Here is a 13,737-nt window from a genome sequence, read left to right as displayed (position 1 = left end):
GGTGAGTTGGTTGGGAGAAGCATCAATTCGCCGTGGGGTACGGGGACTTACGACACGCACGACCCCGCGCCCCTGAGAACAGGGCGCCGCTGCCATCGCATGCCGTTCACCTGACCGGGTTCGTCCCCGATGACGTACCTGACCCTCCGGCCGTGCACCTTGCGCGCGGGCGCGCGGCAGCCCCGAGGACGGCACCCGCGCGCGAGGCGGGCGTGCCCTTCCTGGGTGGCCGGAGTCGGAGTCATCGCCGTAAGCCTAACGGGTGATCAACCGCGGCTGTTGCGGATCGCCGGGTGCTCGCCCGCCGCGACCAGGTCCGCGACCGCCGTCTTCGGGTCCTTGCCGGTGACGAGGGACTCGCCGACGAGTACGGCGTCGGCGCCCGCGTTGGCGTACGCGATGAGGTCGTGCGGGCCCCGGACGCCGGACTCGGCGATCTTGACGATGTGGCCGGGGATCTCGGGGGCGACGCGCTCGAACGTGGTGCGGTCCACCTCAAGGGTCTTGAGGTTGCGCGCGTTGACGCCGATGACCTTCGCGCCCGCGGCGACCGCGCGCTCGACCTCGTCCTCCTCGTGGACCTCGACGAGCGCGGTGAGGCCGATCGACTCGGCGCGCTCGACCAGGGACTCCAGCGCGGGCTGGTCGAGGGCGGCGACGATCAGCAGCGCGATGTCAGCGCCGTGCGCGCGCGCCTCCCACAGCTGGTACGACGTGACGATGAAGTCCTTGCGCAGGACGGGGATGTCCACGCGCGCGCGTACGGCGTCGAGGTCGGCCAGCGAGCCGCCGAAGCGGCGCTGTTCGGTGAGGACGGAGATCGCGGCGGCGCCGCCCGCCTCGTAGTCGGCGGCGAGGCCCGCCGGGTCGGCGATCGCGGCCAGCGCGCCCTTGGAGGGGCTGGAGCGCTTGACCTCGCAGATCACCTTGACGCCGTCACCCTTGAGGGCGGCGACGCCGTCCTTGGCCGCCGGAGCCTTGGCCACGCGCTCCTTCAGCTCGTCGAGGCTGACGCGCGCCTGCCGCTCCGCGAGGTCGGCACGGACTCCGTCGATGATCTCGTCGAGCACACTCACGCGAGCGGCCCCCTTCCGAGTGGTTCCGGATGGTTCCGGGTGGTGACAATTCCTTGGCAGCGATGGTATCCGCCGTACCGCGCGAGCCTCGCATCAGGCCGACGCCGGTCCCACTACCTGGACGTTCCCCCGATGATCAAGGCCGTAGCCAGCCAGCGACCGGCAGGTTCCGGACAACCGTGAAGACCAGCAGGAACGCGCCGATCGCCCACAGGTGCGCGTTCCCGAGCACCACGCGCGCGGGCCGCCCCCGCGCCGCACGGACCACCCAGACAGTCCACACGACGGCGAACCCCAGATAGGCGAGTACGGCGGCGGCGTTGTCCTGGAGCGCGCCCAGGAAGTCCCCGTGCGCGAAGGCGTGCGCACTGCGCAGACCGCCGCAGCCGGGGCAGTACACGCCGGTGAGCTGGAACAGCGGGCAGACGGGATAGTGCCCCGGCTCATTGGGGTCGACGGTCGCGACGTACCCGAACGCCCCCACGACGGCCGCCATGATCCCCGCGGGGACGGCGAGACGCGCGAACACGCCGGAGGAAGGTTTCACCGGGGCCTCGGTGCTGTCGGTCGTCATGTCTCGCATTGTGCCCGCGGGGGCGGGGAAAGCACCCGCGCACGCGCGAGGGCGGCTCCGGCGCACCCTGTCGGTGTCCGGAACCGCCCTCGGAAGTCTCGCGCGGAAAGGCGGCTCAGCTCTCGGCCTTGGCCGGGGTGCCGTAGGTGATGTGGTCGGGGAGGTCGCGGAAGCCCTTCGGCTGGCCGAGGCCCATGCCCTTCATGACCAGGCCGACGGCACCGCCGAGGACCGAGATCACCATGCCGGCCCAGAAACCCAGCGGCTCCGCCATCACCATGAACGCGCCCGCGACGCAGAACCCGATGAAACAGATCGTTGCACCGGTCCAAGCCGCCAAAGTGTGACCGTGGCTGCTGCCCGCCATGACTTGCTCCTCATGCTGTCCATGTGGCGCCCGACCCGGACGCTCACTCACATTGTCCCGCACGCACCCGCGCGCGGGACGCCGGGGTGTCCCGCGCGCGGGTGCGTGCGGCCCCGGCGAACGCTACGCCCCCGTGGGGTCCTCGCCCCGGTCCAGCGCCTTCCACATGTCCTCCGGCCGGTCCGGGTCGGCCGGTTTGGCGGTACGGCGGGGCCGAGGCGCGCCGTCCCGCTCGTACCGCCCCGACATCCCGGGCCACAGACGGCCGTAGCGCAGGGCGAGGAGCCCGGCGAGGAGGAGCAGGGCGCCACCGGCGGCGGCGACGTACGGCCAGGCCGTGTGGGAGAGCGCGGCGACCGTCGCGGACGTGTCGCCGGACGCCTTCGCGGCCTGCTCGTCGAGCGCGGAGCTGTCGTCCGCGCCGGAGAGCGCGGCGAACAGGGTTCCGGCGCCGGAGAGCGCGAGAACGGCGGACACGGCGAGGCGCCCGGCCCTGCGGACGGCGAAGACGGCGACGAGCGCGGCGAGGCCCACTATCGCGAGCGCCGCGGGCACGCCCGTGACGTCGCTGCCCTTCGCGGTGAGCCGGAAGGCGCCACCCGCGACGGACGCGGTCCCCTCCGACCAGCGCTGCCGGGTGGCCAGCAGCGCGACAGCCGCCCCCAGCGCCCCGCTGAGCAGGGCGAGGGCGAGGCTACGACGTCCGGAGTTCGCGGCTCCGGCTCCGGGGCGGGGTTGAGGCACAGCAGTCACGTACCCCACTATCGCCTGAACCCCGGGCGTTCCGTCACCCGGGGTTCATTTCCGGCGCAGGAAGGCTCTGCCGGGCGTGTCAGGCGCTTCCCCCGAGCCGGTTGGCCGTGTGGACCGCCCGCAGCACCGCCGCCGCCTTGTTGCGGCACTCCTGGTCCTCCGCGACCGGGTCGGAGTCGGCGACGATGCCCGCGCCCGCCTGGACGTACGCGGTGCCGTCGCGCAGCAGGGCCGTGCGGATGGCGATCGCCGTGTCGGAGTCGCCCGCGAAGTCGAGGTAGCCGACGCAGCCGCCGTACAGCCCGCGCCGGGACGGTTCCAGTTCGTCGATGATCTGCATCGCGCGGGGCTTCGGCGCGCCGGAGAGGGTGCCGGCGGGGAAGCAGGCCGTGAGGACGTCGAAGGCGGTACGGCCGGGCGCGACACGCCCGGTGACGGTGGACACGATGTGCATCACGTGGGAGTACCGCTCGACGGACATGAAGTCGACGACCTCCACGGAACCCGGCTCGCACACGCGCCCCAGGTCGTTGCGGCCGAGGTCGACGAGCATCAGGTGCTCGGCGCGCTCCTTGGGGTCGGCGAGCAGCTCGTCCGCGAGGGCCTGGTCCTCCTGCGGGGTCGCCCCCCGGTGCCGGGTCCCGGCGATGGGGTGGACCATCGCGCGCCCGTCCTCGACCTTGACGAGGGCCTCGGGGGACGACCCGACGACGTCGAACCCGTCGAACCGGAAGAGGTACATGTACGGCGACGGGTTGGTCGCCCTGAGCACCCGGTACACGTCGAGCGCGCTGGCCGTGCACGGCGTCTCGAACCGCTGCGAGGGCACGACCTGGAACGCCTCGCCCGCGCGGATGCGCTCCTTGATGTCCTCGACGGCGTCCATGAAGTCGGGCCCGCCCCACAGGGCGGTGTACTCGGGAAGCTCGGAGGGCGGCAGGACGGCGGGCGGCTGGGCGACCGCGCGCGAGAGGTCCGCCTCCATCGCGTCGAGCCGCGCGACCGCGTCCGCGTACGCCTCGTCGACGCCCGTGTCGAGGTCGTTGTGGTTGATCGCGTTGGCGATCAGCAGGACCGAGCCCTCCCAGTGGTCCATCACCGCGAGGTCGCTGGTGAGGAGCATGGTCAGCTCGGGGAGCCGGAGGTCGTCGCGCCCGCCGGGCCCGATCTTCTCCAGGCGGCGGACGATGTCGTACCCGAGATAGCCGACCATGCCGCCGGTGAACGGCGGGAGGTCCTGCGCGTGGGGCGTGTGCAGCGTCTCGATCGTCGCCCTGAGGGCCGCGAGGGGGTCGCCGTCGACGGGGACGCCCACGGGCGGTGTGCCGAGCCAGTGCGCCTGGCCGTCGCGCGCGGTGAGGGTGGCTGCGCTGCGGACGCCTACGAAGGAGTAGCGAGACCATTGATACGCCGTCCGGCCGTTCTCCGCGGACTCCAGCAGGAACGTGCCGGTGCGCTCGGCGGCGAGCTTGCGGTAGAGCGCGACCGGGGTGTCGCCGTCGGCGAGGAGCTTGCGGGTGACCGGGATGACCCGCCGGTCGACGGCCAGCTTGCGGAACGTGTCGAGGTCCATGGCGGCCGACCCTACTGACCCGAGGCGATCGGGAGCACATCCTCGTCGAAGCAGGTGCGCGCGCCCGTGTGGCAGGCGGCGCCGACCTGGTCGACCTTCACGAGCAGCGTGTCCGCGTCGCAGTCCAGGGCGACCGACTTCACCCACTGGACGTGCCCGGACGTGTCGCCCTTGACCCAATACTCGCCGCGGCTGCGCGACCAGTACGTGCACCTGCCGGTCGTCAGCGTCCTGTGCAGCGCCTCGTCGTCCATCCAGCCCAGCATCAGCACCTCGCCGGTGTCGTGCTGCTGGGCGATCGCGGGTACGAGGCCGTCGGGGCTGCGCTTGAGGCGGGCCGCGATCTCGGGATCGAGGCTGCTGGGCCGGGGGTTGCCGGTCGTGCTGGTCATGCCTGCCATTGTGCCGCCTGCCACTGACAGTGACGGTCCGGCGTCCACTGTGCGGACGTCCGCGGCGGTCGTAGGCTGGCGGCATGTCGACCTTCGCCAAGCGTGAACGGCTCCTCCTCGCCGACCTCTTGGAGACCTCCGGTCCGGACGCCCCGACGCTCTGCGAGGGCTGGCGGACCCGGGATCTCGCGGCGCACGTGGTGGTGCGCGAACGCCGTCCCGACGCGGCGGGCGGGACCCTGATCAAGCAACTGGCGTCCCGCCTGGAGAAGGTGATGGACGAGTACAGGGCGAAGCCGTACGAGGACCTGATCGCCCTGATCCGCACGGGCCCCCCGCGCTTCTCCCCCTTCGCCCTGAAGCAGCTGGACGAGGCGGCCAACACGGTGGAGTTCTACATCCACACGGAAGACATCCGCCGGGCCCAGCCCGACTGGACCCCCCGCCCCCTGGACCCCGTCTTCCAGGACGCCCTCTGGTCCCGCCTGGAACGCACCGCCCGCCTGATGGCCCGCTCCTCCCCCACGGGCCTGGTCCTCCGCCGCCCCGACGGCCGCACAGCAGTAGCCCACCGCGGCACCCCGGTAGTAACCGCCACCGCCGACCCCGCCGAACTCCTGATGTTCGTCTTCGGCCGCCAGTCCACGGCCCAGGTGGACCTGGAGGGCGACAAGGAGGCAATCGAGAAACTCCGGGCGGGCAAGCAACTGGGCATCTGAGGGGGCCACGCTGGCAACGCGGGGCACTCTTCGCCGCGCGACCTCGCGCGCGTGGGACGAAGCGGCCGGACAGCCCGTGGTCCGCGCCCTCGGGCCCGTCCCCGCGCGCGTGGATCGAAACCTGAACGCGACCGTCGAGTCCGGCGTCACCTTCGGCCCGTCCCCGCGCGTGGAGCGAAGCGGTTCGCCGTCCGGTGACCGTGGTGGTCGCGGGGCCTGTCCCCGCGCGCGTGGGACGAAGGCGGCGGCTGTAGCTGGGCCCTCCGTACCCGGAGGCGCCGTCCCGCGCGCGGGACGAACCGGTACGTCTGACTCGTCCTGGAGTCCGAGGAGGGTGCCACCCCGCGCGCTCACGACGAACGCCGGAGCGAGCAGCCACGGCGGAGAGACGCCCCGTCCCTCACCCCGGCAGCTCCGCCCGCCGCAGCCCCCGCACCCCCAGCACCACCACCGCGCTGAGCCCGTTCAGCGTCGCGCACGCCGTGAAGACCGGGCCGGTGCCCCACAGGGAGACCGCCCAGCCGACGACCGGGAAGGTCAGCGGGGCTACGCCGTAGCCGATGAGGGTCGATACGGCGGTGACGCGGCCGATGTACGCCGCGCCCGCGCGGGACTGGACCAGCGTTCCGGCGAGGGCGCCGCCGAGACCGGCGAGCAGCCCGACGCACAGGGCGACGGCGACCGCCCCGGCGACGGACGGCACGCGCGCGAGGGCGGCGATGGCGAGGGCGCCGCCGACCGTGGCGCCCGCGAGGACCAACCCCGCGCGCGGAACACGCCCCCGCCAGGCGAGCAGCAGCGACGCCGCCCCGGCCCCGACACCGAACCCGGCGAGCACGAGCCCCAGCCCGGAGGCCCCCCACCCCCGCTCCCCGGCAAGCAGCGTCAGCCCGAGGTTCATAGGCCCCACGAACCCCAGATCGCTGAGCGTGATGGCGAGCACCAGCGCGGAGAGCACCCGATCCCGCCGCACGTACCGCACACCGTCGACAAGCTCCCCGACCACACCACGCCGCCAGTCACCCCACGCACCTGACCCCCCGGCCCACGCCTGCCCACGCCACCGGGCACCCCAACTGCCGGCCCACGCCTCCTCACGCCGCCAGACACGCCACCCACGTCCCCTTTCAGGCCACCCCGCACCCCCGCCCCCACCCCGCGCGGGAACCACACCCCCCGAAGCCGTCCGGCCTCGCGCGGACGCATCACTCCCCGCAGCCACCCCACCCCGCACGGAAACCGTGTCCCTCGACCCCACCCGCCCACGCGGATCCGCCTCCACCCCCGCCCGAACCCGAACCGCCCCCAACACCGGCCACGACACCCCGATCAGCAACGCCGCCGCCCCGAACGCCCCGGCCGTACCCCCCAACGCGACCCCCACCCCGCCCAGCGGCCCGCCCAGAACGTTCGCCAGGCGTGTGGAGAGCCCCCGGAGCCCCTGCACCCTTCCGAACTCCCCCGGCGGGGCTATGAGGGCCGGCAGGGCCCCCGCAGCGGGCAGGAACGCGGCGTCGACGACCCCGAAGAGGACGGCGACCGCGCCGAGGACCCAGAGCCCGGGGCTCGCGAAGAACAGCAGCACAGCCGCAGACAGCACGAGCGCACACCGCACCCCCGTACTGCCCAGGACGACCCGCCGAGCCCCGTACCGATCGGCCAGCACACCCCCGCCCAGCATCAGCACGGCCCGGGGCAGTGCCCCCGCGACGGTCACGAGCCCCGCCTGGACGGGCGTCCCGGACTGGACGGCGGCCCAGGAGAGGGCGATGTAGTACACGTTGTCGCCGACCCCGGAGAGGGTGAACCCGGCGAGCCAGCGCAGGACGTTGGGATCCCGATGAGCACCACGCGCGCGCACGACGACGCTCAGAACCGGAACGGGAAGGCGTACGTATGGATCTGCACGTTCTCCCGCCCCTCGGTGTCACCGGCGGCCTCGGCGGCCCGCCCCCGCTCGTCGTAGCGCTGCAACAGGGCCAGCACCTCCCGGTTCAGCTCGGACAGCTCCGCCGCGGTGAGCCGCAGGTTGGACTCGGAGGACTCGACCGCGGCGTTCCACTCGGCACTCCAGTGCGCGCGCTGGTCGAGGAAGCGCCGGTACATGTCGGCGCGCTGCTCGAAGAACAGCCGGCTCGCGGCGGTGTGCGCGGCGGCGGCCTCGGGCGCGTCGCGGAAGTCCGCGTCGTGGATGCGCAGTCCGTCGGAGGTCCGCTGCCACCACCGCTCGCGCCCGTCCGTGCTCTGCGGCTCGGCCTCCTCGATGAGCCCGTGCTCGGCGAGCTTGCGCAGGTGGTAGCTGACGAGGGACACGGCCTCGTCGACCTGCTCGGCGAGCTGCGAGGCGGTCGCCACGCGCGCGACGGTCAGCCCCCGGTACAACGCGGACCGCAACGGGTGCGCGAGCGCTTTGAGCGTGCCCACGTCGGTGATCCGCCGGTCCCTCTCCTGGCTTGCCATGCGAACCAGGCTAGATACGAAAGGAAAGTTGCGCAACATATTTTGCGCAACTTCTCTTTCGCATCACCGCACAAGTAAGCCCCGCTCGCCAGGCGAACGGGGCTTACACCAACGCGCTAGAAGCTCACCGAACCGGGTGTCCCGCTTCCCGCAGCACCTGCTTCACTTCCCCGATCCGCAGATCCCCGAAGTGGAACACCGAAGCGGCCAGCACGGCATCCGCCCCAGCGCCCACGGCCGGCGCGAAGTCACCCAGCTTCCCCGCACCCCCGGACGCGATCAACGGCACGGACACGTGCTTGCGGACAGCCTCGATCATCTCGATGTCGTACCCGTCCTTCGTCCCGTCCGCGTCCATCGAGTTGAGCAGGATCTCCCCGGCCCCCAGCTCGGCGGCCCGGTGGGCCCACTCGACGGCGTCGATGCCGGTCCCCCGGCGCCCGCCGTGCGTGGTGACCTCGAACGACCCGGACTCCGTGCGCCGCGCGTCCACGGACAGCACGAGCACCTGGCTCCCGAACCGCTCGGCGATCTCCCGGATCAGCTCGGGACGGGCGATGGCGGCCGTGTTGACGCCCACCTTGTCCGCGCCCGCGCGCAGCAGCTTGTCGACGTCCTCGGGCGCGCGCACGCCACCGCCGACGGTCAGCGGGATGAACACCTGCTCGGCGGTGCGCCGCACCACGTCGTAGGTGGTCTCCCGGTCCCCGGAGGACGCGGTGATGTCGAGGAACGTCAGCTCGTCGGCGCCCTCCGCGTCGTACACCTTGGCCATCTCGACGGGGTCGCCCGCGTCGCGCAGGTTCTGGAAGTTGACGCCCTTGACGACCCGCCCGTTGTCGACGTCCAGGCAGGGGATGACGCGTACGGCGAGGGTCATGACGAGGCTCCCGAGAACGCTTCCAGCTCGACCTCGACGAGGATGCGCGGGTCGACGAACCCGGTGACGACGACGATCGTGCTGACCGGGCGCACCGCGTCGAAGATCTCCTTGTGGGCGCGTCCCACCTCGTCGACGTCCCGCGCGTGCGTGAGGTACAGGCGCGTACGGATGACCGCTTCCGGCCCGAGGCCGAACTCGGCGATGGCCGCGAGCGCCGTCCCGAACGCCACCTTGGCCTGCTCGTACGGGTCGCCCTCGCCGTACAGGACGCCGCCCTTGAACGACGTCGTGCCGCCGACGACGACCCGGTCGCCCGCCTGGACCGCGCGCGCGAAGCCGAAGGGCTCCTCCCAGGGGCTGCCGCTCTGCACCCGCCGTACGGCCGTCACGACGACACCGCCGCCAGCGCCTCTTCCAGCGTGAACGCCTTCGCGTACAGGGCCTTGCCGACGATGGAGCCCTCGACGCCGAGGGGGACGAGTTCCGCGATCGCGCGCAGGTCGTCGAGGGACGACACGCCGCCGGAGGCGACGACAGGCCGGTCGGTGGCGGCACAGACGCCGCGCAGCAGCTCCAGGTTGGGGCCCTGGAGGGTGCCGTCCTTGGCGATGTCGGTGACGACGTACCGCGCGCAGCCCTCGGCGTTCAGCCGCTCCAGCGTCTCGTACAGGTCCCCGCCGTCGCGCGTCCACCCGCGCCCGCGCAGGGTGGTGCCGCGTACGTCGAGGCCGACCGCGATCTTGTCGCCGTGCTCGGCGATGACCTTGGCGACCCACTCCGGCGTCTCCAGGGCGGCCGTACCGAGGTTCACGCGCGTGCAGCCCGTCGCGAGGGCGGCGGCCAGCGTGTCGTCGTCCCGGATGCCGCCGGACAGCTCGACCTTGATGTCCATCGCGCCGGCGACCTCGGCGATCAGCGCCCGGTTGTCGCCGGTGCCGAACGCGGCGTCCAGGTCGACGAGGTGCAGCCACTCCGCGCCCGCGCGCTGCCAGGCGAGGGCGGCCTCCAGGGGGGAGCCGTAGGACGTCTCGGTCCCGGACTCGCCGTGCACGAGACGGACGGCCTGGCCGTCGCGGACGTCCACGGCGGGAAGGAGTTCGAGCTTGGTCACAGTGTTCCGATCCAGTTGGTGAGGAGCTGGGCTCCGGCGTCGCCGGACTTCTCGGGGTGGAACTGCGTCGCCCACAGGGCGCCGTTCTCGACGGCGGCGACGAACGGGGTGCCGTGGGTCGTCCAGGCGACCTTGGGCGCCCTGATGGCCGCGTTGCGGACCTCCAGGGACCAGTCCTGGACGCCGTAGGAGTGCACGAAGTAGAAGCGCGCGTCCGGTTCGACCCCGGCGAAGAGTTCGGAGCCCTGAGGGGCGTCCACGGTGTTCCAGCCCATGTGCGGGACGATGCCGGCCTTGAGGGGCTCGACCGTGCCCGGCCACTCGTCGAGGCCCTCGGTCTCGACGCCGTGCTCGATGCCGCGCGCGAAGAGGATCTGCATGCCGACGCAGATGCCCATCACCGGGCGCCCGCCGGACAGCCGCCGGCCGACGATCCAGTCACCGCGCGCGGCCGTGAGGCCCTTCATGCAGGCGGCGAAGGCGCCCACACCGGGCACCAGGAGGCCGTCGGCGTTCATCGCCCTGTCGTAGTCACGCGTTATCTCGACCTCGGCGCCCACGCGCGCGAGAGCGCGTTCGGCGGACCGGACGTTGCCGAAGCCGTAGTCGAAGACGACGACCTTCTTCGGGGAGCCGCTCAATTCCACACCTCCAGCCTGAGGACGCCCGCGACCAGACACAGCGCGGCGCTGATCGAGAGGAGCACGATCAGGCTCGTCGGCATCTTCTGCTTGGCGAAGGAGTAGATGCCGCCGAGCAGGAACAGACCGAGAACGATCAGAATGGTCGACAGGCCGGTCACAGCGCGCCCTTCGTGGAAGGAAGGATGCCCGCCGCGCGCGGGTCGCGCTCGCTGGCGTAGCGCAGCGCCCGCGCGAGGGCCTTGAACTGGCACTCGACGATGTGGTGCGCGTTGCGCCCGTACGGCACGTGCACGTGGAGCGCGATCTGCGCCTGCGCGACGAACGACTCCAGGATGTGCCGGGTCATCGTCGTGTCGTACTCGCCGATCATCGGCGCCATCTTCTCGGGCTCGGTGTGCACGAGGTACGGGCGGCCGGACAGGTCGACGGTCACCTGCGCGAGGGACTCGTCCAGGGGCACCGTGCAGTTGCCGAAGCGGTAGATGCCGACCTTGTCGCCGAGGGCCTGCCGGAAGGCGGCGCCCAGCGCGAGCGCGGTGTCCTCGATGGTGTGGTGCGAGTCGATGTGCAGGTCGCCCTCGGTCTTCACGGTCAGGTCGAACAGACCGTGCCGGCCGAGCTGGTCGAGCATGTGGTCGTAGAAGCCGACACCCGTGGAGATCTCGGTTCTGCCCGTCCCGTCGAGGTCGATCTCGACCAGGACGGACGTCTCCTTGGTGGCGCGTTCGGTACGGCCGACGCGGTTCATGCGCGCTGCTCCTTCTTGAGTTCACGGACCGCGTCGAGGAACGCGTCGTTCTCGGTGGGGGTCCCGGCGGACACCCTGAGGAACCCGGGTACCCCGTTGTCCCTGATCAGGACGCCGCGGTCCAGGATGAATCGCCACGCCACGCGCGGGTCGTCGAAACGGCCGAACTGCACGAAGTTGGCGTCGGACTCGGTCACCTCGTAGCCGATGGCCCGCAGCTCGCCGACCAGCCGGTCGCGCTCCGCCTTGAGCTGCTCGACGTACTTCAGCAGCGTCCCGGTGTGCTCCAGGGCGGCCAGCGCGGTCGCCTGGGTGACCGCGGAGAGGTGGTAGGGAAGCCGGACGAGCTGTACGGCGTCGACGACCGCCGGGTGCGCGGCGAGGTAGCCGAGACGCAGACCCGCCGCGCCGAACGCCTTGGACATCGTCCGGGAGACGACCAGGTTGGGCCGGCCCGCCAGGAGGGGCAGCAGCGAGTCGCCGTGGCTGAACTCGATGTACGCCTCGTCGACGACGACCATGGACGGCTTCGCGGCCTGCGCGGCCTCGTACAGCGCAAGGACGGTCTCGCGCGGGACGGCGTTGCCGGTGGGGTTGTTGGGGGTCGTCACGAAGACGACGTCCGGGCGGTGCTCGGCGATCGCGCGCGTGGCGTCGTCGACGTCGATCGTGAAGTCGTCCTTGCGGGGGCCCGAGATCCACTCGGTGCCCGTCCCGCGCGCGATGAGGCCGTGCATCGAGTACGACGGCTCGAACCCGATCGCGCTGCGGCCGGGTCCGCCGAAGGTCTGCAACAGCTGCTGGATGACCTCGTTGGACCCGTTGGCGGCCCACACGTTGGCGAGCGCGACCTCGTACCCGGTGGTGTCCGTCAGGTACTTCGCGAGCTGCGTGCGCAGCTCCACGGCGTCCCGGTCGGGGTAGCGGTTGAGGTCGCGGGCGGCCTCGCGCACGCGCTCGGCGATCCGCTCGACCAGTTCCTCGGGGAGCTGGTAGGGGTTCTCGTTCGTGTTCAGCCGTACGGGGACGTCCAGTTGGGGCGCTCCGTAGGGGGACTTGCCGCGCAGCTCGTCCCGTACGGGGAGGTCGTCGATTCCGAATGTCACTTGCTCTCAGGCACCTTCCACCCGAACCGGGCCTTGATCGCCGCGCCGTGCGCCGGGAGGTCCTCGGCCTCCGCGAGCGTGACCACGTGGTGGGCGACGTCGGCGAGCGCCTCGCGCGTGTAGTCGACGATGTGGATGCCGCGCAGGAACGACTGCACGGACAGGCCGGAGGAGTGGCAGGCGCACCCTCCGGTGGGCAGGACGTGGTTGGAGCCGGCCGCGTAGTCGCCCAGGGAGACAGGCGCCCAGGGGCCGACGAAGACCGCGCCCGCGTTGCGCACTCGGTTGGCGACTTCCAAAGCGTCCGCGGTCTGGATCTCCAGGTGCTCGGCGCCGTACGCGTCGACCACCCGCAGGCCCTCCTCGATGCCGTCGACGAGGACGATCGCGGACTGCCGGCCCGCGAGCGCGGGGGCGATGCGGTCGTCGATGTGCTTGCTGGCGGCGACCTGCGGGATCAGTTCCTTCTCGACGGCGTCCGCGAGTTCGGCGGAGTCGGTGACCAGGACGGCGGCGGCGAGCGGGTCGTGCTCGGCCTGGCTGATCAGGTCGGCGGCGACGTGCACCGGGTCGGCGGTCGCGTCCGCGAGGACCGCGATCTCGGTCGGCCCGGCCTCGGCGTCGATGCCGATCCGGCCGGTGAAGTAGCGCTTGGCTGCGGCGACCCAGATGTTGCCGGGTCCGGTGACCATGTTCGCGGGCGGGCAGGACTCGGTGCCGTACGCGAACATCGCGACGGCCGTGGCGCCGCCGGCCGCGTACACCTCGTCGACGCCGAGCAGCGCGCACGCGGCGAGGATCGTCGGGTGCGGCAGGCCGTCGAAGTCGGCCTGCGCCGGGGAGGCGAGGGCGATGGACTCGACGCCGGCCTCCTGCGCGGGCACGACGTTCATGATCACGGAGGACGGGTACACGGACCGCCCGCCGGGCGCGTACAGCCCGACCCGGTCGACGGGCACCCACTTCTCGGTCACGGACCCGCCGGGCACGACCTGGGTCGTGTGCGTCGCACGGCGCTGCGCGCGGTGGACGAGGCGGGCGCGCCGGATCGACTCCTCCAGGGCCGCGCGGACGGCGGGGTCGAGGCCGTCCAGCGCCTTCGTGAGCGCCTCGGCCGGGACGCGCACGGACGTGAGCCGTACACCGTCGAACTTCTCGGCGAAGTCGATCAGCGCCGCGTCGCCCCGATGATGCACGGCCTCGCAGATGGGCCGCACCTTCTCCAGGGCAGCCGCGACATCGAAGTCGGCTCGGGGCAGCAGGTCGCGCAGGGCGGGCCCTTCGGGGAGGGCATCGCCGCGCAGATCGATTCGCGAGATCACGAAACCAAT

At 72.2% G+C, this 13,737-nt stretch carries 18 protein-coding genes; 1 reads left to right on the top strand and 17 read right to left on the bottom strand.

What is annotated here, in order from left to right:
* Positions 1 to 47: 47 nt before the first annotated feature.
* From trpM to hisI, 7 genes are all read right to left on the bottom strand, one after another.
* On the bottom strand, positions 48 to 245 hold the full coding sequence (gene trpM, locus J8M50_RS50070; protein WP_075662911.1) for a tryptophan biosynthesis modulator TrpM: 198 nt from the start codon (positions 243 to 245) through the stop codon (positions 48 to 50).
* Between the two features lie 21 nt (positions 246 to 266).
* The gene (gene trpC / locus J8M50_RS13630; RefSeq protein ID WP_010356520.1) at positions 267 to 1,076 is read right to left on the bottom strand and encodes an indole-3-glycerol phosphate synthase TrpC; all 810 of its coding nucleotides are present in this window, start codon (positions 1,074 to 1,076) and stop codon (positions 267 to 269) included.
* 136 nt (positions 1,077 to 1,212) lie between these two features.
* Positions 1,213 to 1,650 carry a DUF2752 domain-containing protein gene (locus J8M50_RS13625; RefSeq protein WP_010356518.1) on the bottom strand — a complete coding sequence of 146 codons (438 nt, stop codon included), beginning with the start codon at positions 1,648 to 1,650 and terminating at the stop codon, positions 1,213 to 1,215.
* A 115-nt stretch (positions 1,651 to 1,765) separates the two neighbouring features.
* Positions 1,766 to 2,017 (bottom strand): HGxxPAAW family protein, encoded by a 252-nt coding sequence (locus J8M50_RS13620; RefSeq protein ID WP_010356517.1) that lies wholly within the window; start codon positions 2,015 to 2,017, stop codon positions 1,766 to 1,768.
* Positions 2,018 to 2,140: 123 nt separating this feature from the next.
* Positions 2,141 to 2,779, bottom strand: coding sequence for a TIGR02234 family membrane protein (locus J8M50_RS13615; RefSeq protein WP_029184230.1), 639 nt, complete (start codon positions 2,777 to 2,779; stop codon positions 2,141 to 2,143).
* 70 nt (positions 2,780 to 2,849) lie between these two features.
* Positions 2,850 to 4,343: an anthranilate synthase component I gene (locus tag J8M50_RS13610; RefSeq protein WP_010356515.1), complete on the bottom strand. Its 1,494-nt coding sequence runs from the start codon at positions 4,341 to 4,343 to the stop codon at positions 2,850 to 2,852.
* 11 nt (positions 4,344 to 4,354) lie between these two features.
* Positions 4,355 to 4,735, bottom strand: coding sequence for a phosphoribosyl-AMP cyclohydrolase (gene hisI / locus J8M50_RS13605; RefSeq protein WP_010356514.1), 381 nt, complete (start codon positions 4,733 to 4,735; stop codon positions 4,355 to 4,357).
* 83 nt (positions 4,736 to 4,818) lie between these two features.
* Between hisI and J8M50_RS13600 the strand changes: the two genes are divergently transcribed.
* Positions 4,819 to 5,454, top strand: a complete 636-nt coding sequence (locus J8M50_RS13600) for a TIGR03085 family metal-binding protein (RefSeq protein ID WP_010356513.1) — start codon at positions 4,819 to 4,821, stop codon at positions 5,452 to 5,454.
* A gap of 400 nt (positions 5,455 to 5,854) precedes the next feature.
* On the opposite strand, the gene J8M50_RS13595 is transcribed toward J8M50_RS13600, so the two are convergent.
* The 10 genes from J8M50_RS13595 to hisD form a co-directional block, all read right to left on the bottom strand.
* Positions 5,855 to 7,315 (bottom strand): MFS transporter, encoded by a 1,461-nt coding sequence (locus J8M50_RS13595; protein WP_010356512.1) that lies wholly within the window; start codon positions 7,313 to 7,315, stop codon positions 5,855 to 5,857.
* Between the two features lie 8 nt (positions 7,316 to 7,323).
* Positions 7,324 to 7,914, bottom strand: coding sequence for a winged helix-turn-helix domain-containing protein (locus J8M50_RS13590; RefSeq protein WP_029184228.1), 591 nt, complete (start codon positions 7,912 to 7,914; stop codon positions 7,324 to 7,326).
* A 124-nt stretch (positions 7,915 to 8,038) separates the two neighbouring features.
* Positions 8,039 to 8,794, bottom strand: a complete 756-nt coding sequence (gene hisF, locus J8M50_RS13585) for an imidazole glycerol phosphate synthase subunit HisF (RefSeq protein WP_010356510.1) — start codon at positions 8,792 to 8,794, stop codon at positions 8,039 to 8,041.
* Positions 8,791 to 9,186, bottom strand: coding sequence for a RidA family protein (locus tag J8M50_RS13580; RefSeq protein WP_010356509.1), 396 nt, complete (start codon positions 9,184 to 9,186; stop codon positions 8,791 to 8,793). Before J8M50_RS13580 ends, hisF begins: the two co-directional genes overlap by 4 nt.
* A complete protein-coding gene (priA, locus tag J8M50_RS13575; protein WP_010356508.1) occupies positions 9,183 to 9,908 on the bottom strand; it encodes a bifunctional 1-(5-phosphoribosyl)-5-((5-phosphoribosylamino)methylideneamino)imidazole-4-carboxamide isomerase/phosphoribosylanthranilate isomerase PriA in 726 nt (241 codons plus the stop codon). The genes J8M50_RS13580 and priA overlap by 4 nt, the downstream gene beginning before the upstream one ends.
* Entirely contained in the window at positions 9,905 to 10,555 is a 651-nt protein-coding gene (gene hisH, locus J8M50_RS13570; protein ID WP_029184227.1) for an imidazole glycerol phosphate synthase subunit HisH, read from the bottom strand. The genes priA and hisH overlap by 4 nt, the downstream gene beginning before the upstream one ends.
* The gene (locus J8M50_RS13565) at positions 10,546 to 10,710 is read right to left on the bottom strand and encodes a CG2302 family histidine operon protein (protein ID WP_010356506.1); all 165 of its coding nucleotides are present in this window, start codon (positions 10,708 to 10,710) and stop codon (positions 10,546 to 10,548) included. The genes hisH and J8M50_RS13565 overlap by 10 nt, the downstream gene beginning before the upstream one ends.
* Positions 10,707 to 11,300: an imidazoleglycerol-phosphate dehydratase HisB gene (hisB, locus tag J8M50_RS13560; protein ID WP_010356505.1), complete on the bottom strand. Its 594-nt coding sequence runs from the start codon at positions 11,298 to 11,300 to the stop codon at positions 10,707 to 10,709. Before hisB ends, J8M50_RS13565 begins: the two co-directional genes overlap by 4 nt.
* Positions 11,297 to 12,406: a histidinol-phosphate transaminase gene (locus J8M50_RS13555; RefSeq protein WP_010356504.1), complete on the bottom strand. Its 1,110-nt coding sequence runs from the start codon at positions 12,404 to 12,406 to the stop codon at positions 11,297 to 11,299. Before J8M50_RS13555 ends, hisB begins: the two co-directional genes overlap by 4 nt.
* Positions 12,403 to 13,728 carry a histidinol dehydrogenase gene (gene hisD, locus J8M50_RS13550; protein ID WP_010356503.1) on the bottom strand — a complete coding sequence of 442 codons (1,326 nt, stop codon included), beginning with the start codon at positions 13,726 to 13,728 and terminating at the stop codon, positions 12,403 to 12,405. Before hisD ends, J8M50_RS13555 begins: the two co-directional genes overlap by 4 nt.
* Between the last annotated feature and the right edge of the window lie 9 nt (positions 13,729 to 13,737).

Origin of the sequence: Streptomyces acidiscabies (assembly GCF_020010905.1) — a bacterium.
GTDB lineage: Bacteria > Actinomycetota > Actinomycetes > Streptomycetales > Streptomycetaceae > Streptomyces > Streptomyces acidiscabies.
This window is presented reverse-complemented; position numbering and strand designations above follow the sequence as displayed.

Coding starts and splice junctions, on each gene's coding strand:
- J8M50_RS13625 (WP_010356518.1), bottom strand. CDS start 1,650: ATGACGACCGACAGCACCGAGGCCCCGGTGAAACCTTCCTCCGGCGTG.
- hisB (WP_010356505.1), bottom strand. CDS start 11,300: ATGAACCGCGTCGGCCGTACCGAACGCGCCACCAAGGAGACGTCCGTC.
- hisF (WP_010356510.1), bottom strand. CDS start 8,794: ATGACCCTCGCCGTACGCGTCATCCCCTGCCTGGACGTCGACAACGGG.
- J8M50_RS13610 (WP_010356515.1), bottom strand. CDS start 4,343: ATGGACCTCGACACGTTCCGCAAGCTGGCCGTCGACCGGCGGGTCATC.
- J8M50_RS13590 (WP_029184228.1), bottom strand. CDS start 7,914: ATGGCAAGCCAGGAGAGGGACCGGCGGATCACCGACGTGGGCACGCTC.
- trpM (WP_075662911.1), bottom strand. CDS start 245: ATGACTCCGACTCCGGCCACCCAGGAAGGGCACGCCCGCCTCGCGCGC.
- J8M50_RS13620 (WP_010356517.1), bottom strand. CDS start 2,017: ATGGCGGGCAGCAGCCACGGTCACACTTTGGCGGCTTGGACCGGTGCA.
- hisI (WP_010356514.1), bottom strand. CDS start 4,735: ATGACCAGCACGACCGGCAACCCCCGGCCCAGCAGCCTCGATCCCGAG.
- J8M50_RS13600 (WP_010356513.1), top strand. CDS start 4,819: ATGTCGACCTTCGCCAAGCGTGAACGGCTCCTCCTCGCCGACCTCTTG.